This window comes from Antarctobacter sp., from assembly GCF_965277915.1.
Lineage (GTDB): Bacteria > Pseudomonadota > Alphaproteobacteria > Rhodobacterales > Rhodobacteraceae > Antarctobacter.
Genome location: NZ_OZ255849.1, coordinates 2,759,112 through 2,778,696, shown reverse-complemented (window position 1 = coordinate 2,778,696; position 19,585 = coordinate 2,759,112). Strand labels below are relative to the sequence as shown.

Here is a 19,585-nt window from a genome sequence, read left to right as displayed (position 1 = left end):
TTTGAGAACGGGTATTTCGATCAAAAGGCCTGTGAGACGCGCCTATTGCCATTGAGAACGCACCAATTCGGCATTTTCATCTCTCTCACGGCACGTTTCGCATTGTTTTCACACCTGTTTGACACCCCTTTGACAGTCCGTTCCTGCCTCCATGGTTGAATGGAGATACGCGCAGAAGCCTGTGTGTCACCCAACTCATAAGCCTGGAGGAAGTACAATGTTCACGAAAGCTGCTTTGATCGCCACCATGTTCGCCATTTCCGGACCGGCATTCGCAAATGAAACCGTCGACTTGATGGCGAAACAACTGGGCCTGCCGCCCGGCGTCTACACGCTGGCCGAAATCGTCCAGATCCAGAATGAAAAGCCCAGCAACCGGAAGACCCGGATCGAGTTGATCGACCGGAAGAAAGCAACCTTCCAGCGGGCCGTTCACGACGCGATGACGTCCAGTCCGCCAGTCGTTTCCACAAGGTGATCTGGATGTTCGGACAAAAGGGGGCCACGAGGCCCCCTTTTTCTTTTGCCTGAAGCAACGACCAGAGGATGTGCCCGATGGAGGGCACCTGGCCCGCCACGGGTCTTGCATCCTGCCGCGACCGGCCTCCGGCTGGTGTTTATGCCCATGGGCGCGTGTTGCGCAGTCACTCGATGCGCAGAACTCTTGTCTTGTGTAGCTGGGCGGGCGGTTGCAGCGGTCAAGTGCCGCGCAAAGTCAGCGGGGGCTGCTAGCGTAAGGCCGCGATCGCGTTTCTCGCGGTACTGCAGGAGTGGTGGACGTAGATCCGCACGGGCGGCAGGTCTCAGGCGATGCCGGGGTAGGCCAGCTGTTGGCATGGGCCAGCATTAAGCTTCCCAACGGGTCGACCCGTTCGGTTGGTGGCGAGGCGGGCCACGTTCCAGCAACCTGCAGCGCCGCCCCGCGCAACCTTGTGCCGGGCGTGGGGTCGGTCCCGATCTGGGGCACCTGACACCCCCGGAACGGCCCGGAACCCGGCTCAATCGTCGGCAAAAGCATCACGGCGTCGCTCAGGATGGCGGCCGCCGGCCCTGCAAGAGGCCGGCGGCCGTTTTGCGTTACTTGGGATCGAAGAGTGCGATCAGATCGGTCCCGACTGTCCGCAGTTCGCCACGCATGGTGTCAAGCTTGTCCGCGGCAGCGACGATTTCAGTCTCGGTGCTGTCCAGAGCCTCGATGTAGCGGTTGCGCAGGGTCTCGACCTCGACCGCGTCGAGGTTCGCGCGCAGGCGGCCCTGTTCGCTCGACAATTCGCGCTGGCGGTCTTCCAGAGAGGAAATCTCCTGCTGGATGGCACGGGCGCGGCGCAGCAGGTCATGCGCGGTGTCAAAGCTTTCGCCCAGGGGCGCGTCGACCGCGATCCGCCCGGCGCGCACATCCAGCACCAACCGCTCGAAGTCACCCGAGTCCAGCGAATACTGGCGGCGGCTGACGGACCGTTCCACGACGTCCAACGAGACCTCGCCCGCCTCGACGGGCACGGTCACCCGGATGAAACCGTCGCCCCGTTCCACCTTGCCCGGCGCACGGTCGAGTTCTCCGAAACCGCCGGGATGCTCGACCGAGAAGAGCGTCGCTTCTTCCGGCACGGTGGCGTCATAGCGGGTCGTGCGCAGGGTGATCAGGTTGACGGTCACCTGCTCTCCGCCGGAAATCATCGCGGAAATGCGCTGGGTCTGGCGGCGGTCGGTGTTGACCACGGCGCCCGTGGCCTCGGCAAAGGGCAAGAGGCGGCTTTGCCCGGCCAACATGCCGGTAAAGGGCGCGTCGCCCACGAAACCATTGGCATCCTGAACAGAGACCAGGCCCGGCGCCAGCGCCTGATCGGCCTGCAGCGAAGCGGCCATCAGCACCTGTTTGCCGGTCTTTTGCGGGCGGTACAGCGCCCGGATCTCGGGTTCGATTGCCATGTCGAAATACATCAGGTTGGCGGTGCGCCCATCTTCGAGGTCGACGGGCTGCGGCATGGCATAGCGCAGGATGCCCGCGCCGCTCAGGGCCTCGCCTGCGCGGGCCGTGCCAGAGGGTTTGGCAAGATCGAGCGCCAGCATTTCCTTGACCGCGGGGGCATAAGCGGCTTCTGCGGCGGGGGCGGCCAATGCCCGGACGCCCAAGTCGGGCGCCGCCTTGATCGGACGCGGACCCGAGGGGGGATCGTTCCGCGCAATATACAGCGGGTCGATCAGTTCGCGCCGGTAGGCGACGGGAGAGCCGGTGGTCAGCGTCAGCGCCACGTCGTCCCAATCCTGCCCCGAGACATTCTCGACCGTGGCCCAGCCCTGGAACCGGCCTTCGTCCAGCAGCAGCCGCCAGGAATTCTTCCAGGCCGCGACCTCAGTCACATAGGACAGGTGCACGTCGCGAGCGTCCGCGGCCTCCAGCGTCAGGTCGAAACGCCGGGTCTTGCTATCGCGCCGGTCGGCATCCATCGCGCGGGCCAGTTGTGCCGCGACCTCCTCGGAAAAGGTGACCTGGGCACCGGGGGTCAGCACGATGTCCTGCACGCCGTCCTCGGTCAGCATCAGGACGGTGGTGCGGGTCACGTCCTTGCCTTCTTCGACGATCTGGGTTTCGCCCACGCCCATGACTCGCCCGGTGAAGGCGCCGCGTGCGGTGGTGACCTCCAGCGTCTCACCGATCATGGCCCGCACCATCCCCTCTGTCGTGCGCGGTACACCGCCGGCAAAGATGGTGTCCGCCAGCGCCGCAAGGCTGCTGCCGGGCGTGTCGGTCTGCAGGTCGATGACGCCGCCCGAAGGATCTCGCACGACGAGCGAGGCAAGCACGTCGTCGGAATCGCGCATCGGCACGTCAAAAGACAGCGTGTTGCCCTCTGTCGGCGCGATAAAGGTGTAACGGGCGATCCCGGCTTGTCCCAGTTCGATCCGGGTGATCTGCGGAGAGGCAAGGGCGGTGGAAACAAGGCAGGTTGTTGCCAGCAGTGCGGGCAGGAAAATGGATTTGGTCATGGTCGTCGACTCCTCGTCATTCGCGGACGGCTGAAAGGCCGTGGTCCGAGTCTACGACGCATCACCTGCCCGCGTCCTTGGTGGATATCCCGAAAAAAATGAGATTTTTTCGCCGCGGCTGTCGGGGCGCGTCTTTGTCCCGGTTTCCGGGAATCCTGCTATGATGATCCGGCAGCAGGAGGGGCCATGTCGGATTACTATGATCTCGGAACCTATGGCCGTCCGGTCGTGACCGTTCCAGAGGCGCAGCGTTGGTTGGACCGGGGACTGGTCTGGCTGTTTGCCTACAACCACGAAGAGGCGATTCTTTGCTTTGAAAGGGCGCTGGCGGCCGACCCGGCGTGTGCGCTGGCCCATTGGGGCATCGCCTATGCCATAGGGCCGAATTACAACAAGCCGTGGGAGGTTTTTACCCCGGAGGAAAAGACGCCGGCCCTGGCCCGCGCCCATGCGGCACTGGCCGCCGGGCTGGCGGTGGAAGGGGCGGCGCCGGTCGAACGGGCCCTGCTGGAGGCGTTGGCCGCGCGCTATCCGCAGGACCCGGGCATCGAGGATTACCAGCCGTTCAACGACGGGTTTTCCGCCGCGATGCAGCCGGTCTATGCGCGGTTTCCTGACGATCTGGATGTCATCTTTGTGCATGCCGAAGCGATGATGAACCGTACCCCCTGGCAGCTTTGGGACCATCATCGCGGTGAGCCAAACCCGGAGGCATCGACCACCGAAGCGATGGCGGTGCTGGACAGGGCCTTTGACCAGGTGCCGGGTGCCTGGGACCATCCCGGGCTGCTGCACATGTATATCCACCTGATGGAAATGTCGCCGCATCCGGAACGGGCGCTGCCACACGGTGACCGCCTGACGGGGTTGGTGCCGGACGCGGGGCACCTGGTGCATATGGCAACGCACATCGACGTGCTGTGCGGCGATTACCAGAACGTGCTGTCGCGCAACCTCGCCGCGGCAAGGGTAGACGAGACCTTCAAGAGGCGGTCGGGGGCCGCGAATTTCTACGCGCTTTACCGCATCCACAATCTGCATTTTGCACTCTACGGGGCGATGTTCCTCGGGCAGAAGGCGGCGGCCCTGGACGCGGCCATACGTTTGCGCGCCGAGGTGCCGGACGAGGTGGTGCGGGTCTATCCCGACCTGTTCGAGACATTCGTGGCGGCCCTGCCGCATGTCTACATCCGCTTCGGCATGTGGTCCCATGTGCTGGACCTGGAATTGCCCGAGGACACCGAACTTTACACGACGACCAATGCTCTGATCCTCTACGCCAGGGCTGTCGCGCTGGCCAACCTGGGGCGGCACGACGCGGCGGCGGCCGCAACAGAGGCCTTTGCCGATGCCTATGCCTTGGTCCCGGAGGAGCGGATGTTGTTCAACAACACCGCGCGCGACGTTCTGGCAGTGGCCGAGCAGATGATGCTGGGCGAGGTCGCCTACAAGGCTGGACGGTACGAGGAGGGTCTGGCCCGCTTGCGCGAGGCGGTCGCACTGGATGACGGGCTGCAATACGAAGAGCCCTGGTCCTGGCCGCAGCCCACGCGGCACGCGTTGGGCGCCTTGCTGATGGATGCCGGACACTACGCCGAGGCCGAGGCGGTTTATCGGGCCGATCTTGGTCTTGACGGTGCCTTGCCGCGTCCAAGCCAGCATCCGCGCAACGTCTGGGCGCTGCATGGCTTGGACGAATGCCTGACCCGGCGCGGCGAGACGGTGGAGCGTGCTCATGTCAGGGCGGCGCTCGACGTCGCCCTCGCACGGGCAGATGTGCCGATCCGGGCAAGCTGTCTTTGCCGGTCTCGGGTGGCCTGACAGGCCAGGATTAACCCGTTGGCATTTTGAGGATTTTTTTCGCCGAGCGTTGTGGGGCAGCCCTTGCCGGGGTGCAGCTATACCTATGATATTCAGAATGTGTCGAAGATTTCTTTGCGGTTTCGGAAAGAAAATATTACCAATTTCATGGGGCGGACTTAGAGTTGCCCCTAGGGAGCCCGGTTCCGTCATGATCGGGCGCCTGGATAAATGGGAGGACGAAGATGACACGAAATATCTCAACGCGGCGCGCAGCGCTGCGCACCTTGGCTGGTGCCGGCGCGGCAACTCTTGCGGCCCCGCATCTCGCAACGGCGCAGGGTCAGACCACCACCTGGAAGATCCAGACCAGCTGGCCCGGCGGCGCCGGCCTGCAGATTTTCAAGGACTGGTGCGCAACCATCGAGGAAAAGACCGGCGGCGAACTGGCGTTCCAGCCCTTTGGCGCAAATGACGTCGTGGGGGACTTTCAGCTGTACGACGCGGTCAAGAACGGCGTTCTGGACGCGGTGAACCCCTTTACGATCTACGCGCAGGGCATCATTCCGGCGGCCACGTTCCTGACCTCGATCCCTCTGGGCCTGCGCAACCCGCATGAATTCGATGTCTTTTACTACGGGCTCGGCGGTATCGACATCGCGCGCGAGCTTTACGCCGCGCAGGGCATGCATTTCGTGGGGCCCGTTCACCACGGCCCGAACATCATCCACTCCAAGGTGCCGATCCGCTCGATCGACGACTTCGCGGGCCGCAAGATGCGTCTGCCCGGCGGCATGGTGGCCGAGATCTTTACCCAGATCGGCGCCGAAACCACTGTTCTGCCCGGCTCGGAAATCTTCCCGGCGCTGGAAAAGGGCACGATCGATGTGGCCGACTACGTTGGGCCGGCGGTCAACTACGCGCTCGGTTTCAGCCAGGTGACGGATTACATCGTCATGGGCCCTCCGGGTTTCATGTCGCTGTACCAGCCGGTCGACATCATGGACATCACCGTGGGCCAGGCCGCCTGGGACGCGCTGAGCCCGCAGATGAAGCAGTTCGTCGAAATGGAAACGCATGTCTATTCCGACATGCACCATGCCGCGATCCAGAAGGCCGACCAGGACGCATGGGCCAAGTTCGAGGCCGACGGCACCGAGGTCACGCGCCTGACGCAGGACGACGTGGAATTGATGACCGAGGTCGCCGTTCCGGTCTGGTTCGACTACGCGAACCGCGATCCGCAGGCTGCGCGCGTCTTCAAGATCCAGCTGGACTACATGATGTCCGGCTCGTTGGGTTATGTGGATCCGGCGCTGACCCAGGGGCTTGAACTCAAGCTCTGATCGGTTCGACCGCAAAGATCGTTTCCGCCCGGCGCCAGACGTGTGCCGGGCGCTTTCCTTGTCATGCCAAACCATGAGGACCGTCAATGCCCGGTCTCAGCTTCACGCTTCCACATTGGCTCTACTGGGTGGGGCTGATCGTCTTTCCCATCATCGCGATGGTCCTGTCGCGACGCCCCCAGAGGGCCGAAAAACGCTATACCTTGCCGCTGGCCTACATGATCGGCGTCACCGGCGGGATCATCGGCCTGCATCGCTTCTACCTCAAGAACCTGCTGGGACTGGTCTATATCCCGATCTTCCTGTTCATCCTCTTTGCCAACGGGCAGACGCAGGATGCACGCTCGGTCCTGTCGGACTACGAGAACCAGTTGCGCGTGGCGCAGCGGGTGCTTGACCGCGAAGAGAGCCGCGTCGAAGAGGCGCGGGCCGGAATGGCGGACCTTCAGGCTGCCTTTGACGAGGCGGAGGAAGGCAGCTTTGCCAAGCGCAGTGCCGAGCGCCGCCTGCAAAGGGCACAGGACACGGTGTCCAAGGGCGAGGAACGCCTGACCGATGCCCGTGCGACGCAAGAGGATATCACTCCCTTGCGCGATGAGGCCGCCGAAACGCGCGCCTTCTGGGATAGCGCGGCGGGGTACGGACTGTATCTCATCCTGGCCCTGCTGGCGCTGGATTTCGTGTTGATGCCCATGCTGGTGCGGCGCGCGAACGAGGCCCTGCCACCGCACGAGGAAATGTCGGAAGCCGAAAAGGCGCTAATGGCCGCCGAGGCCGAGGAAGGGCCCAAGCACGACAGCGATTATGCGCAGAACTGGATCGACCGGCTGTCGCTGTTCTGCGGCGAGTTCGTCGCCTACTGGGCGGTGATCGCGGTCTTCGTCTACTATTACGAGGTGATCGCGCGCTATGTCTTCGGGTCGCCGACCAACTGGGCGCACGAGGCGATGTACCTGATGTTCGGGATGCAATACCTGATCGCGGGTGCCTACGCGATGCTGACCGAAAGCCATGTGCGGGTCGACATCTTTTATGCCCCGCTGACCAAGCCGAAAAAGGCCTGGGTCGATCTTCTGACCTCGATCTTCTTCTTCATCTTCGCCGGCACGCTGCTGGTGACGTCCTGGATCTTTGCGATGGACGCGATCGCGGTGCCCTCCGGCAATGCGGTGGTCTCGGACTGGGCGCGCGGACAGATCTCCTTTGGCGAGATGGTCGGCGGCTTTGGTCTGGATCAATGGACCGATCCGAACATCCGCTGGGGCGAGATCAGCTTCAACGAGTGGGAAGTGCCGCTATGGCCGATGAAATGGGTCATGGTGATGGGTGGGCTTTTGCTGGTGCTGCAGGGCATCTCGAAAGTCTCGAAAGACATCCGTGAAATCGCGCGGGGGAATTGAGGCATGGGTATCGAAATCGGAATCGAGTGGCTGACGCTCATCATGTTCGGCAGCCTTCTGGCGCTGCTCATGGCAGGTCTGCCACTGGCCTTCGTCACCGGGGGGCTGGCCTGTGTCTTCCTCTTTGTCCTGGGGGACGCACGGGCGCTGAACATCGTGCCCAGCCGGATCTTCCCGCTGATGACCAACTATCAACTCTCGGCGATCCCGCTATTCATCTTCATGGCCGCGATGCTGGAGAGGGCAGGGATCATCAACGACATGTTCGACGTGATCTACAAGGTCCTCGGCGGGGTGAAGGGGGGACTGGCCTCGGCCACGATCATCGCCTCGACGATCCTTGCGGCGATGGTCGGCGTGATCGGCGCGGCGGTTGTGACGATGGGCATCATCGCCCTGCCGGCCATGCTGAAGCGCCAGTACGACCCCAAGATCGCGATGGGCTCGATCATGGCCGGCGGCACGCTGGGCATCCTGATCCCGCCATCGATCCTGGCCATCATCTATGCGGTGGTCGCCGAACAATCGGTGGGTGAGCTGTTCATCGGCGCGGTCATCCCGGGCCTGCTGCTGTCGGGGATGTACATCCTCTACGTCACACTGCGGTGCTACATCAATCCGGCGCTGGGTCCGGCAATCCCGGTCGAAGAACGGGTATCCAACGCCGAGAAACTGCGCCTCGTCGGCAAGATGGCAGCGCCGATCACGCTGGTCGTGGTGGTGCTGGGCATCATCTTTTCCGGCGTGGCGACCCCGGTCGAGGCGGCGGGCATCGGCACCTTTGGCGCCTTCATCGTCGCCGCCATCCACCGCAAGCTGGACTGGCCGACGGTGCGCGAGGCCTGCACCACGACGCTCAAGGCCAGCGCGATGGTCATCTGGATCATGTTCGGCGCGACGATCTTTGTCGGGCTCTACGTGCTGGAAGGCGGGCAGCAGTTCGTGCAGGACGCGCTGGCGGCCACGGGGCTGGGCCCCTGGGGCATCCTGATCCTGATGCAGGTGTTGCTGGTGATCCTGGGGATGTTCCTGGACTGGGTCGGCATCCTGCTGCTCTGCGTGCCGATCTTCGTCCCGATCATCAAGGCGCTCGGCGCGGCCGCCTTTGGCCTCGACAGCCCCGAGGACCTGGTGCTGTGGTTCGGCGTGCTCTACCTGGTGAACATGCAGATGTCGTTCCTGTCGCCGCCTTTCGGTTACGCGCTGTTCTACCTGCGTGGGGTGGCCCCGGATCACATCCCGATGACCGACATCTTCAAGTCGGCGCTGCCGTTCCTGTTCCTGCAGATCGTCGGGCTGGTGCTGTGCATGACGGTGCCAGAGATCATCACCTGGCTGCCAAGGCTGGTCTACGGCTGATGCCCTGAAGACAACGGCCCCGCCCGAAAGGCGGGGCCGTTTCGCGTTTGACGGTCAGCGCGACGCTTCGGCCTCGATGGCCGGGCGCATGCCCTGATCCAGCATGACAGCCAGCCGCGCGATCACCGCATCGCGCCATCCGGGCGCCTCCGTCAGGCGCGCGGGGATCAGGTCGGGGATCGCAGTCAAGCGGTCGTGGAGGCCCTCGGGCGTGACCGGAACATCGGGCGGCGGGGTCAGCAGGGCGGACCTGGGGTCGCGCAGGTCATAGGTCTTGCCCGCTTCGTCGCGGCCCAGCGTGTAACGCATCCAGGCAGCGGTGGCGAAGGCGAAGGGGGCCAGTCCCTGCTTGCGGTCCCTCGCGTCGCAGGCGGCGGCAAAGATGCGCTGCGGCATCTTCTCGGTCCCGTCCATGGCGATCTGGTAGGTTTCATGCCCGAGGTGCGGGTTGGCGAACCGCGCGGCCAGGTCCTTGGCGTAAACAGTCAGGTCCACGCCGGGCAGGGGCGGCAGGGTGGCAGATGCGGCGGCCAGGTGCCGTCGAATCAGAGCCGCCAGCGCGGGATCGCCCATCACGTCGCGGACGTACCTGTGACCGGCCAAGAAACCGGCATAAGCCAGCATGGAATGGGCGCCGTTCAGCATCCTCAGCTTCATGTTCTCGAAGGGACGGACATCCTCGACAAAAACCGCGCCGCCGGCCTCCCACGCCGGGCGGCCATAGGGAAAGCGATCCTCGATCACCCATTGGCGAAAGCTCTCGCATTCGATGGCGCCGCGATCCTCCACCCCTGTCATCTCGCGGGCCAAAGCCAGCGTCGCCTCGGTGCGGGCCGGGGTGATGCGGTCAACCATCGTCGAGGGGAAGGCGACATCGTTGGCTATGTGATCGGCCAGATCCGGCGCAGTTTCTCGGGCGAAATCAACCAGCAGCGACCGGACGAGCGTGCCGTTTTCCGGAAGGTTGTCACAGCAGAGCACTGTAAAGGGCGGCGCGCCGGCCTGCCGCCGTTGCGCCAATGCCCAGACCAGAAGGCCGGCGACACCCTGCGGATCATCCGGATCTGCGAGGTCCGCGGCAATTGCCGGGTGGCTGCGGTCAATTCCGCCCGTGGCCCGGTCGATGCCGTAGCCCTTTTCGGTGACGGTCAGCGAAACGATGCGCGTGGCCGGATCGCACAGCGCGTCCAGCACCGCGCGCCGGTCGGTGGACAGGCTCAGCGCGCGGTCGATGGCGCCGATGATCCGCGCCGTACTGCCTTCGACGCCACGTTCGATGAGGGTGTACAGCCCGTTCTGCGGTTTCAGTTCCGCGGCCGGTTCCAGGCTGCGCAGGCTGACGCCGGTGATGCGCCAGTCGCCACCCGCCGACGCGAGGGCGTCATCGGTATAGAGCGCCTGATGCGCCTTGTGAAAGGCGCCCAGTCCGATGTGGACGATGCCGGGCCCGTGGGCGGCCGGGTCATAGTCGGGCCGACGGACCCCCTGTGCCAGTTGGTCAAGCGTGCCGAGACGGGTCATGCCACCACCCGGGGCGACAGCGCGGCAATGATGCCGCGCAGTTCCGCCAGCCCCTTGAGGCGCCCGATCGACGGATAGCCCGGCTGTGCCTTGCGACCTAGGTCATCGAGGATGTCCTGCCCGTGGTCGGGGCGGAAGGGGATGGACCAGTCGGCGCGTCCCTCGGCCTTGCGGCGGGCCTCTTCCTTCAGGGCGGCCTCGACAAGGGCCACCATGTCGGTGTCACCGCCCAGGTGCTCTGCCTCGTGGAAGGACCCGCGCAGATCCGGCGTCTCGCGTTTGACGTTGCGCAGGTGCAGGAAGTGCACCCGGTCGCCCAGCCGCTCCATCATGCCCGGCAGGTCGTTGTCGGGGCGCGCCCCGAGCGAGCCGGAGCACAGCGTGATGCCGTTGGCGGGCAGGTCGACCGCCTCCATCACCGCGCGGTACTGCGGTTCTGTCGACATGATGCGCGGCAGGCCCAACAGCGGGAAAGGCGGATCGTCCGGGTGGCAGCACAGCCGCAGCCCCAGGTCTTGTGCGACTGGTGCGACCTCAGACAGGAAGTCGACCAGGTGGCTGCGCAGGGTGGCTTCGCTCATGGCGGCGTATTCGGCCAGGTGCGCGCGCACGTCCTCGAGCGAGAATCGCTCTGCCGCCCCGGGCAGACCGTAGACGACGTTTCCGGCCAGCGCCTCCTTTGCCTCGTCGGACATCCCGGCAAAGCGGCGCGCGGCGGCCTCTTGCAGCTCGGCGTCATAGTCTTCCTTGGCGTTGTCACGCGCCAGGATATGCAGGTCGAAGGCCGCGAAATCGGTCAGGTCGAACCGCATGCAGGTGGCGCCGCTGGGCAGGCGCCAGGCCAGGTCGGTGCGGGTCCAGTCCAGCACCGGCATGAAGTTGTAGCAGATCACCTCGATCCCCGAGGCCGCCAGATTGTGCAGGCTTTCCTTGTAGTTGGCGATGTGCTGCCGCCAGTCGCCCTGCTGTTTCTTGATGTCCTCGGACACCGGCAGGCTTTCCACCACGGCCCAGTCCAGCCCCGAGGGGTTGCCATCGGAGAGGCGCGCGATCTCTGCCTGTCGTCTTGCGATCTCGTCGCGGCTCCAGACGGTGCCGGTGGGGACGTGGTGCAGGGCCGATACGATGCCTTCGGCCCCGGCCTGCGCCACGTCATCGGTTGTCACAAGGTCCTTGGGACCAAACCAGCGCCAGGTCTGCTTCATGATGTCCTCCCGCGTTGAAGTATTGCGGCTCTCTATCATCCTTCATGATTGCTGGCTAGTATGGAAGTATGGTAGTCAGCGGCCGGGAGGACAGCGAATCATGAATGCCGAGGGCAGCGGAACCTGGGAACTTGATCCGACATTGCCGATTTCGCGGCAGGTCTTGCGGATTCTGCGCGAGCGGATCATCCACAACGACCTGAAGCCCGGCGACAGGCTGTCCGAGTCCGAGGTCGCCCGCACCTATGACGTCAGCCGCCAGCCCGTGCGCGAGGCCTTTATCCGCCTCGCCGACCTGGGGTTGCTGGCCGTCCTGCCGCAGCGCGGCACCATCGTCAGCCGTATCGGCTATTCTGCAGTGCTGGACGCGCGGTTCCTGCGTGAGGCGATCGAAGCCGATATCGCCAAGATCCTTGCGCGCTCGCCCGACCCTGCGGTTATTGCCGAGCTGCGCGCGCAACTGGCCCGGCAGGAAGAGGCCGAAGGCGGCGACCCCAATGATTTCATCGATCTCGACGAGCTGTTTCACCGCACCCTGGCCGAAGCGGCCGGAAAGCGCGGCGCCTGGAAACAGATCGAGGGGCTGAAGGCGCAGATGGACCGGGTCCGCTTCCTGTCGCTGGGTCATTTCCCGCTGCGCAAGCTGATCGCGCAACATCACGACATCGTGGACCAGATCGAGCAGGGCGACGTCACCGGCGCCAACTCGGCGGTCCGGTATCACCTGCGCGAGGTTCTCAGCGACCTGCCGCAGATAGTGGCGGCCAATGCCGCCTATTTCGAACTGCCGGACGGCGACTTGCCGCAACCGGTGAACGCACCCATCCAAGGAGGAGAACAGGGATGACTTTTGGTTTCAGGATGACCGCAATCGCCGCAGCCGTGGCGGCCATGGTCGCAGCCCCGGTCGCGGCGCAGGAAATGACGCTCAAGCTGGGCCACCTCGCGAACGAGGACAACTCTTGGCACAAGGCCAGCGTCAAGTTCGGCGAGGAACTGTCGGCGCTGACCGACGGTCGCATCAGCGTCGAGGTGTTCCCGAACGAGTCGCTGGGCAAGGAAATCGACCTGATCAACGGCATGCAGCTGGGCACGGTCGACATGACGATCACCGGCGAAAGCCTGCAGAACTGGGCGCCGATGGCCGCACTGCTGGCGGTTCCCTATGCCTTCCAGACCATCGAGGACATGGATGCCTTTGCTGCCGGCCCTGTGGGCGACGACATCAAGGCGCAGATCGTCGACAAGGTGCAGATCCGCCCGATCGCCTATTTTGCCCGCGGCGCGCGCGACCTGACCTCGAACCGGCCGATCACCACCCCCGCTGACCTGGACGGCCTCAAGATGCGCGTTCCGAACGTGCCGCTCTTCGTGGACGTCTGGAAGGCGCTGGGCGCCAACCCCGGCCCGATGGCCTTCTCCGAGGTCTTCACCTCGCTGCAGAACGGCACCATCGAGGCGCAGGAAAACCCGCTGGCCCTGATCCGTTCGGCGTCGTTCTACGAGGTCCAAAGCCACGTCAACCTGACCGACCACGTCCGGTCCTGGATCTACCTGACCATCGCGGAATCCACCTGGGCCAAGCTGTCGGATGCCGACAAGGAAGCCGTCATGGAAGCGGCGAAGCGTGCGCAGGCCTACGAGCGTGAGCTGTTCGAGAAGAGCCTGGCAGATGACCGCGCCTTCCTCGAGTCGCAAGGCATGACCTTTGTCGACGTCGATGCGGCAGCCTTCCAGGCCGCAGCCAAGGATGCCGTCCTGGCCAACGTCAACGACGAGATCAAGCCGATCGTCGAAGAGCTGTTCGCGCAGTAAGACCCGCGCGTTCGCATGAAAACCTGGCCGGTGCCGCGGGTGCGTGGCGCCGGCCTGATTGACAAGGGGTATACGGTGAAACACGTCGATCGCTTTATCCGGGCCGTTGTCCTGCTTGCCCGCATAGGGGCGGGGCTGGGCTTTGCGGTGCTGATGGGGGCCGTGCTGGTCCAGGTCATCGGGCGGCTGGCGGGAACCTCGCCGGTCTGGACCGAGGAACTGACCCGCTACGCGCTGCTCTACATGGTGGCCTTTGGCGCCGGGGCCGCGATGCGGTCGGGCGACCTGGTGAACGTGGATGTCATCAGCGAGGCGCTGCCCACGCCGCTGCCTTGGATGCTGCGCCTGTTGGCAGCAGTGGCCACCGCCGGGCTGGCCATCTTCCTGCTGTCGCACGCCTGGCGCTATGTCTCCATCGGCAAGATGCAGACCTCTCCCGCGCTGGGTATCCGCATGGATTTTGTTCATTTCACCGTCTGGCTGATGCTGGTCGGGCTGGCCGTCTTTGCCGTGCTTCGTGTCATCGGGATGCTGTCCGGCACCGAAGACGGCAAACCTCACCGTCCCGAGGAGGAGTGATCCGTGGACGTTGCAATCCTCTTCTCTGTCTTCGTGGCCGGTCTTGCACTGGGCATTCCCGTCGCGATCACCCTTGGCCTGTCGTCGCTGGCCTACCTTCTGTTTGCCGGGATGCCCCCGGTGGTCATGCCGCAAAAGATGTACGCGGGGATGGATGTCTTTGTCCTGCTGTCGATTCCTGGATTCATCCTTGCAGGCAACCTGATGAATCAGGGGGGGATCACCCAGCGGATCATCCGTTTTGCCAACGCCATCGTCGGCTGGATCAAGGGCGGGCTGGGCCTGACGAATATCTCGGCCTCCATGCTGTTCGGGGGCATCACGGGGACCGCCGTGGCCGATGCCGCTAGCCTTGGCGGCGTTCTGATCCCGGGCATGAAGAAGGCGGGCTATCCGGCCGATTTCTCGGCCGCCGTGACCGCGGCCTCCTCGACCGTGGGGCCGATCATCCCGCCCTCTGTTCCGATGATCATTGTCGGCGCGCTGTCGGGGATTTCGGTCGGCAAGATGTTCCTCGCGGGCGCCATTCCCGGCATCCTGATGGGCGTTGCGATGATGGTGACCTGCTACGTCATCTCCGTCCGGCGGGGCTATCCCCACCAGCCCTGGCAGGGCTGGGGAGAGGTCGCGCGCAGTTTCGGCGGGGCGATCTGGGCCATCGCCATGACCTTCCTGATCATCTACGGGCTGCTGTCCGGCTACGCCACGCCCACCGAAACCGCCGTTGTGGCCTCTGTCTATGCCTTCATCGTCGGTGCCTTCATCTATCGTGAACTGCCGCTGCGAAAGGTGCCGGGCATCATCGCCGACAGCGCGGTTTCCGCGGCGGGCATCCTTGCGCTGGTGGGGTTTGCCAATGTCTTTGGCTGGATCCTGGTGTCCGAGCGCATCCCGCAGGCCATCGCCGATTCCGTCCTGTCGGTGACCGAGAACAGGATCCTGGTGATCCTGCTGATCAACATCCTGCTGCTGTTCGTCGGCATGTTCATGGAAACCATCGCCGCGTTGATCATCCTTTTTGTGCCGCTTTTGTCGCTGTCGAACGCGGTGGGCATCGACCCGCTGCATTTCGCGACCTTCGCGGTGCTGAACCTGATGATCGGCCTGACCACGCCTCCGGTGGGGGTCTGCCTGTTCGTCTGCGCCAATATTGCCCGGCTGCCTCTGGCACCGGTCGTGCGCGCGATCCTGCCGTTTCTTCTGACCAACATCCTCGTGCTGCTGGCGGTTTCGTTCTTTCCGCCGCTGGCCACCTGGCTGCCATCCGTCCTGACCAACTGAGGAGGACCGACATGCAAACCCGAGTCTGCCGTCTTTACGGTGCCAATGACCTGCGCATCGAAACCGAGGAGGTCGCCGCGCCGGGGGCGGGAGAGGTGCTTGTCGCCGTCGCCGCGGGCGGGATCTGCGGTTCGGACATGCACTACCTGTCCGATGGTGGAATCGGCACCATCCGCGTCCGCGAACCGATCATCCTAGGCCACGAGGCCTCGGGCCGGGTGATGGCAGTGGGCGAGGGGGTGTCGCATCTGTCGCCGGGAGATCCGGTGGCGCTGAACCCCAGCCGCCCCTGCGGAGAGTGCGCGTACTGTGCCGAGGGCCTGCCCATGCATTGCCTGAACATGCGGTTCAACGGATCGGCCATCCGTCTGCCGCATGAACAGGGCCTGTTCCGCGACCGGATCGTGGTGGATGCCACCCAATGCATCCCCTTGCCGGAGGGGGCTGACCTGGGCGCCGTGGCCTGTGCCGAACCTCTGGCGGTCTGCCTGCATGCCGCGCAAATGGCCGGAGACATCGCAGGCAAGCGGGTGCTGGTCACCGGCGCTGGTCCCATTGGCGCGCTTTGCGTGGCCATCGCGGCGCGCGAGGGCGCAGCGGAGATCGTTGTCACCGATCTTCAGGACGCCACGCTGGAGGTCGCCCGCGCAATGGGCGCGACCCGTACGATCAACGTCGCCAGGGACCCCGATGCGATGGAGGCCTATGCCGCCGACAAGGGGCATTTTCACATCGTTTTCGAATGCTCCGCGGCCGCGCCTGCGATCCGCTCGGCCATCGCGACCCTGCGCCCGCGCGGTGCGCTCGTGCAGGTCGGCGTGGTCGGGGACACGCCTATGCCGATCAATGCATTGGTCGCCAAGGAAATCCGTGTTCAAGGCACCCACCGCTTCCACGAGGAGTTCGCTCAGGCTGTCGAGGCCATCACCTCTGGCAGCATCGACGTGGGCCCGATCATCACCGCGCGCTTTCCGCTGGAAGAGGCCGCACAGGCCTTTGCGGTCGCCGGCGACCGGACGAAATCAGTCAAGGTGCACCTGACATTCGAGCCTGCGTGATGCAGTGATTTCGCCGTGATGACCGGTTCGATCTGGCCCGTGCCCTGCTGACAGGGGGCGGGCTTGACCGCGCGACAGTGCCTCGGCACCGGGGCGCGATCCGGAGCAAAGTCCAGGGGGCGGGCCGCGGGCGGGATGGTGGCGGGTCTTGCGTTCCCCCTGCGCGACTGGCCTGAGATGGCAATAGACACCGAAACCTGATGAAAAAATAGGCATCTGCACGTCACAAGACACCTGTCAGAGCGGGGGTTATCAAGACCTGTTTCCGCGTCGAATCGCGGCTATGCTACCCATGTTTGATAAAGTCATTGCATGGAGCCAGCCCCGTGACGTCACAGAATGCCGCCAGCCCGTCGTCCCGCTCTGGCCCGGGTCTGCCTCGCCGTGCGATCATCGGTGCGGTCCTGGTTGCCGCGGCATTGGGCGGCGCCGCGGCGCTGGGAATCGCCGGCGCGGCGCTGAAACCCGCCAGCGAGGATTTCGTGTTTAGCCGGGGAACGGGCTTTGCCGCCGGCGAAGAGGCGCGCCTCAAAGCTAGGTTTTCGCAGCTGGCCGCCGATGACCGCATTGTCATACGGATCACCGGTCACAGTGGCACCCAGGGCGACGAGGCCGCCAACCTGAAACTCTCCGAGGAGCGGGCCGAGACCGCGCGGCAGGTGGCGCTGGACGCCGGTTTCCCGCCACGTCGTATCGATTGGGCCGGCGGCGTCGGCGGGGGTGATCCGTTGCCACGAGAGGACGGGACGGGCGATCGCGCCTACCAGTCCAGCCTCGCGCGGGTGACTCTGTCCTGGCAGGTGCGACCATGACCATGCACGACCGTGTTCTCCGTGCGGGCAGCCTGTCGGCGCGTACGCCGGTCCTGCCGATGATGCTGGTTCTGGTGACGGTGCTTGTGGCCGGACTGGTCTATCTGGCTTTCGTGCGCCTGCCACTGTGGTTTCCTGGCGCCCATGTCGTCATGGCCCTGGTTCTGGGGCTGGCGCTGTCGCTGGGGGCGCTGATGCTGTTGCCCGCTCGGATGCTGCATTCCGAGGCGGCGTTGCTGTCCCATGCCTTCAGCCAATTGCACGGTGCCCGGTCCGGACGCCATGCCACGGCGCTGGCCACCGTGATCGAAACCCATGACCGTGCCCGCCGCATCCGTCGCATCGTGCCCGGAACACAAGCGGACATCGCCGCGCTGCTGACCCGGACAGCAGACAGGTTCGATGCCCTGGCGCGCAGCCTGTTCTATGCACCCGGCGAACTGCCGCGGGTACAGGCGGTGCTGGCAAGGTCCGATCTGGTGGTCGAGGCGATCGAGACCCACGGCGCCCTGCGCGCCCGCACCGGTGGTGATGGCAAGGATGTCGAGACCAGCCGTGCGCACCTGCGCACCAGCATCCAGAGCCTGCACGACGCGCTGGACGGGTTGGAGGCGCGGGCGATCACATCTTTGCTTGAGAAGGTCGAAGTCGCCTCTTCGACCGCAGAGACCCTGCTGCGCCGCTGAGCGGCGCTGATTTTTCGGGGCCAGGTTCCCGACAACGACGAAGGACTTGTTATGAAGAAACTCTTTCGATCCTTTTGCACGGTGCTGGTTTTGTCCGTTCCAGGCCTGCCGGCGATGGCCGAGACCGGAGATCCGCTGGCCCAGGTCGTCACCAGCCCGGTGCGTGACTGTTCCGGCGGAACCACGCAGAAGATGCCGTTGATCGCCTGGGGGGCGGATGGTGTCGTCGTACATGCCAACGGAAATTCCCTCACCCCGCGCGGCGGGCTGCTGCAGGACGCGGGGTGGGAACTGACGCTGTCGGTCAAGGACAAGTTCGCAGGACAGGTCGAGGACTACCTTGCCTGCGAAACCCCGTTCCTGCGCGGCACGCTGGGCATGCTGATGGCCGCCGCCCCGGTGACGGAGGCCGATCCCAGGACCGAGCAGATCGTATTCTTCAAGCACAGCTGGTCGGCCGGTGACGGCATCGTCGCGGGCGAGGGCATCCGCCGCCCCGCCGATCTGGCGGGCAAGCGGATCGCGATCCAGGCCTATGGCCCGCACGTCGATTTCGTGGGGCGGGTGCTCTCGGACGCGGGGCTCAGCTTTGACGACGTGACCGTGGTCTGGGCCGAGGCGCTGACCGGCGATGGCGACACGCCGGCCAATCTCTTTGCCAATGGCAAGGCCGATGCGGCGGCGGTGATCCTGCCGGATGCGCGCTTTCTGACCTCCGGCGGGGCCGTGGGCACCGGGGCCGAAGGGTCGGTCAAGGGATCGACGATCCTGATTTCGACACTGGAGGCCACTTCGGTGGTGGCCGACTACATCGCGGTGCGGGCGGACTATTTCGATGCCCACCGCGACGAGGTCGCCCGGCTGGTCAACGCGCTGTTCCGGGGCGAGGAAGAAATGCGCGCCTTCATGGCCGAAGAGGGCCACCCTGACCGTACGCAGATGGCCCAGCTGATGGCTGACGAGTTCCTGGGCGGGCTGCCGCAGGAAGAGGGCGTGTTCCTCTGGATGGACGCGATCACCGACGGCTGGTCGGGCAACGCCCGGCATTTCGCCGACCCGGCGGACCTGCGCCGCTTCGACGTGCTCAGCCAGGAGGTGGCCACGGCGCTGCGCGGCGCGGGCATGATCGACTTTCCGCATGAACTGGCCACGGCGGAATGGGACTACACCGCGCTGACCGATGGGCTGAAGAACCTCGACGACCGCCAGGTCGCTGCCTTCAACCCGGAAAAGGCGGCCCAAGCCGTCAACCGCCTGCGCCGCACCGGCCAGCTGGACGCCAACACCAAGATCGACTTCCAGGTCTATTTCGAACCGGACACGCCGGATTTCCCCGCCGACCTCTACGCCGAGGATTTCGCCGAGATCCTGCGCCTGGCCTCGACCTATTCCGGTGCGATCATCACGGTCGAGGGTCATGCCGACCCGCTGCATTTCCTACGCCGGCAAAAGGACGGCGCGGCCAAATCGGAACTGCGCGGCATCCGCACCTCGACGCAGAACCTGTCGCTGCAACGGGCCATCGCCGTGGTCGATGCTCTGGAAACCTACGCCGAGGACAATGGCATCCGGCTGATCCGCGACCAGTTCATCGTTGACGGCGTCGGCATTTCGAACCCGGCGTTCAACCCGCCCACCACCGAGGCCGAGTGGCGGCAGAACATGCGCGTCGTATTCCGGGTGCTGACGGCCCAGGCCGAAGCCACCACCTTCGATCCGCTATGACACGGGGGAT

General features: G+C 64.9%; 16 protein-coding genes. 13 read left to right on the top strand and 3 right to left on the bottom strand.

What is annotated here, in order from left to right; translation table 11 throughout:
* Window positions 1-235 precede the first annotated feature (235 nt).
* Complete coding sequence (locus ACQY5B_RS14315) at window positions 236-478, top strand: hypothetical protein (protein WP_371931813.1); 243 nt, start codon at window positions 236-238, stop codon at window positions 476-478.
* A gap of 599 nt (window positions 479-1,077) precedes the next feature.
* Here ACQY5B_RS14315 and ACQY5B_RS14310 read toward each other — a convergent pair.
* Window positions 1,078-2,988 (bottom strand): hypothetical protein, encoded by a 1,911-nt coding sequence (locus ACQY5B_RS14310; protein WP_420324748.1) that lies wholly within the window; start codon window positions 2,986-2,988, stop codon window positions 1,078-1,080.
* 186 nt (window positions 2,989-3,174) lie between these two features.
* Here ACQY5B_RS14310 and ACQY5B_RS14305 point away from each other — a divergent pair, with 186 nt between their 5' ends.
* The 4 genes from ACQY5B_RS14305 (at window position 3,175) to ACQY5B_RS14290 (ending at window position 8,893) form a co-directional block, all read left to right on the top strand.
* Entirely contained in the window at window positions 3,175-4,809 is a 1,635-nt protein-coding gene (locus ACQY5B_RS14305) for a tetratricopeptide repeat protein (RefSeq protein ID WP_420324749.1), read from the top strand.
* Window positions 4,810-5,033: 224 nt separating this feature from the next.
* On the top strand, window positions 5,034-6,134 hold the full coding sequence (dctP, locus tag ACQY5B_RS14300; protein WP_305971630.1) for a TRAP transporter substrate-binding protein DctP: 1,101 nt from the start codon (window positions 5,034-5,036) through the stop codon (window positions 6,132-6,134).
* An 86-nt stretch (window positions 6,135-6,220) separates the two neighbouring features.
* Complete coding sequence (locus ACQY5B_RS14295) at window positions 6,221-7,534, top strand: TRAP transporter small permease subunit (protein ID WP_420324750.1); 1,314 nt, start codon at window positions 6,221-6,223, stop codon at window positions 7,532-7,534.
* 3 nt (window positions 7,535-7,537) lie between these two features.
* Entirely contained in the window at window positions 7,538-8,893 is a 1,356-nt protein-coding gene (locus ACQY5B_RS14290; protein ID WP_305971632.1) for a TRAP transporter large permease, read from the top strand.
* A gap of 54 nt (window positions 8,894-8,947) precedes the next feature.
* Here ACQY5B_RS14290 and ACQY5B_RS14285 read toward each other — a convergent pair whose 3' ends face one another.
* Window positions 8,948-10,414 carry a mannitol dehydrogenase family protein gene (locus ACQY5B_RS14285; RefSeq protein ID WP_420324751.1) on the bottom strand — a complete coding sequence of 489 codons (1,467 nt, stop codon included), beginning with the start codon at window positions 10,412-10,414 and terminating at the stop codon, window positions 8,948-8,950.
* Complete coding sequence (gene uxuA, locus ACQY5B_RS14280) at window positions 10,411-11,619, bottom strand: mannonate dehydratase (RefSeq protein WP_420324752.1); 1,209 nt, start codon at window positions 11,617-11,619, stop codon at window positions 10,411-10,413. Before uxuA ends, ACQY5B_RS14285 begins: the two co-directional genes overlap by 4 nt.
* 100 nt (window positions 11,620-11,719) lie before the next feature.
* On the opposite strand from uxuA, the gene ACQY5B_RS14275 reads away from it, so the two are divergent.
* The 8 genes from ACQY5B_RS14275 (at window position 11,720) to ACQY5B_RS14240 (ending at window position 19,575) form a co-directional block, all read left to right on the top strand.
* Window positions 11,720-12,466 carry a GntR family transcriptional regulator gene (locus ACQY5B_RS14275; RefSeq protein WP_305971635.1) on the top strand — a complete coding sequence of 249 codons (747 nt, stop codon included), beginning with the start codon at window positions 11,720-11,722 and terminating at the stop codon, window positions 12,464-12,466.
* Window positions 12,463-13,434, top strand: coding sequence for a TRAP transporter substrate-binding protein (locus ACQY5B_RS14270; protein WP_420324753.1), 972 nt, complete (start codon window positions 12,463-12,465; stop codon window positions 13,432-13,434). Before ACQY5B_RS14275 ends, ACQY5B_RS14270 begins: the two co-directional genes overlap by 4 nt.
* Window positions 13,435-13,449: 15 nt before the next feature.
* On the top strand, window positions 13,450-14,013 hold the full coding sequence (locus tag ACQY5B_RS14265; protein WP_420324754.1) for a TRAP transporter small permease: 564 nt from the start codon (window positions 13,450-13,452) through the stop codon (window positions 14,011-14,013).
* A gap of 3 nt (window positions 14,014-14,016) precedes the next feature.
* Window positions 14,017-15,294, top strand: a complete 1,278-nt coding sequence (locus ACQY5B_RS14260; protein WP_420324755.1) for a TRAP transporter large permease — start codon at window positions 14,017-14,019, stop codon at window positions 15,292-15,294.
* 11 nt (window positions 15,295-15,305) lie between these two features.
* Window positions 15,306-16,352 (top strand): L-idonate 5-dehydrogenase, encoded by a 1,047-nt coding sequence (locus ACQY5B_RS14255; protein ID WP_420324756.1) that lies wholly within the window; start codon window positions 15,306-15,308, stop codon window positions 16,350-16,352.
* 326 nt (window positions 16,353-16,678) lie between these two features.
* Window positions 16,679-17,164 (top strand): OmpA family protein, encoded by a 486-nt coding sequence (locus tag ACQY5B_RS14250; RefSeq protein ID WP_420324757.1) that lies wholly within the window; start codon window positions 16,679-16,681, stop codon window positions 17,162-17,164.
* Complete coding sequence (locus ACQY5B_RS14245) at window positions 17,161-17,850, top strand: hypothetical protein (RefSeq protein WP_420324758.1); 690 nt, start codon at window positions 17,161-17,163, stop codon at window positions 17,848-17,850. Before ACQY5B_RS14250 ends, ACQY5B_RS14245 begins: the two co-directional genes overlap by 4 nt.
* Window positions 17,851-17,901: 51 nt before the next feature.
* A complete protein-coding gene (locus ACQY5B_RS14240; protein ID WP_420324759.1) occupies window positions 17,902-19,575 on the top strand; it encodes a phosphate ABC transporter substrate-binding/OmpA family protein in 1,674 nt (557 codons plus the stop codon).
* Window positions 19,576-19,585 lie beyond the last annotated feature (10 nt).

Bases quoted from the DNA above. Each gene is read 5' to 3' on its own strand.
- ACQY5B_RS14310 (WP_420324748.1), bottom strand. From the start codon at position 2,988: ATGACCAAATCCATTTTCCTGCCCGCACTGCTGGCAACAACCTGCCTT.
- ACQY5B_RS14305 (WP_420324749.1), top strand. From the start codon at position 3,175: ATGTCGGATTACTATGATCTCGGAACCTATGGCCGTCCGGTCGTGACC.
- dctP (WP_305971630.1), top strand. From the start codon at position 5,034: ATGACACGAAATATCTCAACGCGGCGCGCAGCGCTGCGCACCTTGGCT.
- ACQY5B_RS14295 (WP_420324750.1), top strand. From the start codon at position 6,221: ATGCCCGGTCTCAGCTTCACGCTTCCACATTGGCTCTACTGGGTGGGG.
- ACQY5B_RS14290 (WP_305971632.1), top strand. From the start codon at position 7,538: ATGGGTATCGAAATCGGAATCGAGTGGCTGACGCTCATCATGTTCGGC.
- ACQY5B_RS14285 (WP_420324751.1), bottom strand. From the start codon at position 10,414: ATGACCCGTCTCGGCACGCTTGACCAACTGGCACAGGGGGTCCGTCGG.
- uxuA (WP_420324752.1), bottom strand. From the start codon at position 11,619: ATGAAGCAGACCTGGCGCTGGTTTGGTCCCAAGGACCTTGTGACAACC.
- ACQY5B_RS14275 (WP_305971635.1), top strand. From the start codon at position 11,720: ATGAATGCCGAGGGCAGCGGAACCTGGGAACTTGATCCGACATTGCCG.
- ACQY5B_RS14270 (WP_420324753.1), top strand. From the start codon at position 12,463: ATGACTTTTGGTTTCAGGATGACCGCAATCGCCGCAGCCGTGGCGGCC.
- ACQY5B_RS14265 (WP_420324754.1), top strand. From the start codon at position 13,450: ATGAAAACCTGGCCGGTGCCGCGGGTGCGTGGCGCCGGCCTGATTGAC.
- ACQY5B_RS14255 (WP_420324756.1), top strand. From the start codon at position 15,306: ATGCAAACCCGAGTCTGCCGTCTTTACGGTGCCAATGACCTGCGCATC.
- ACQY5B_RS14245 (WP_420324758.1), top strand. From the start codon at position 17,161: ATGACCATGCACGACCGTGTTCTCCGTGCGGGCAGCCTGTCGGCGCGT.
- ACQY5B_RS14240 (WP_420324759.1), top strand. From the start codon at position 17,902: ATGAAGAAACTCTTTCGATCCTTTTGCACGGTGCTGGTTTTGTCCGTT.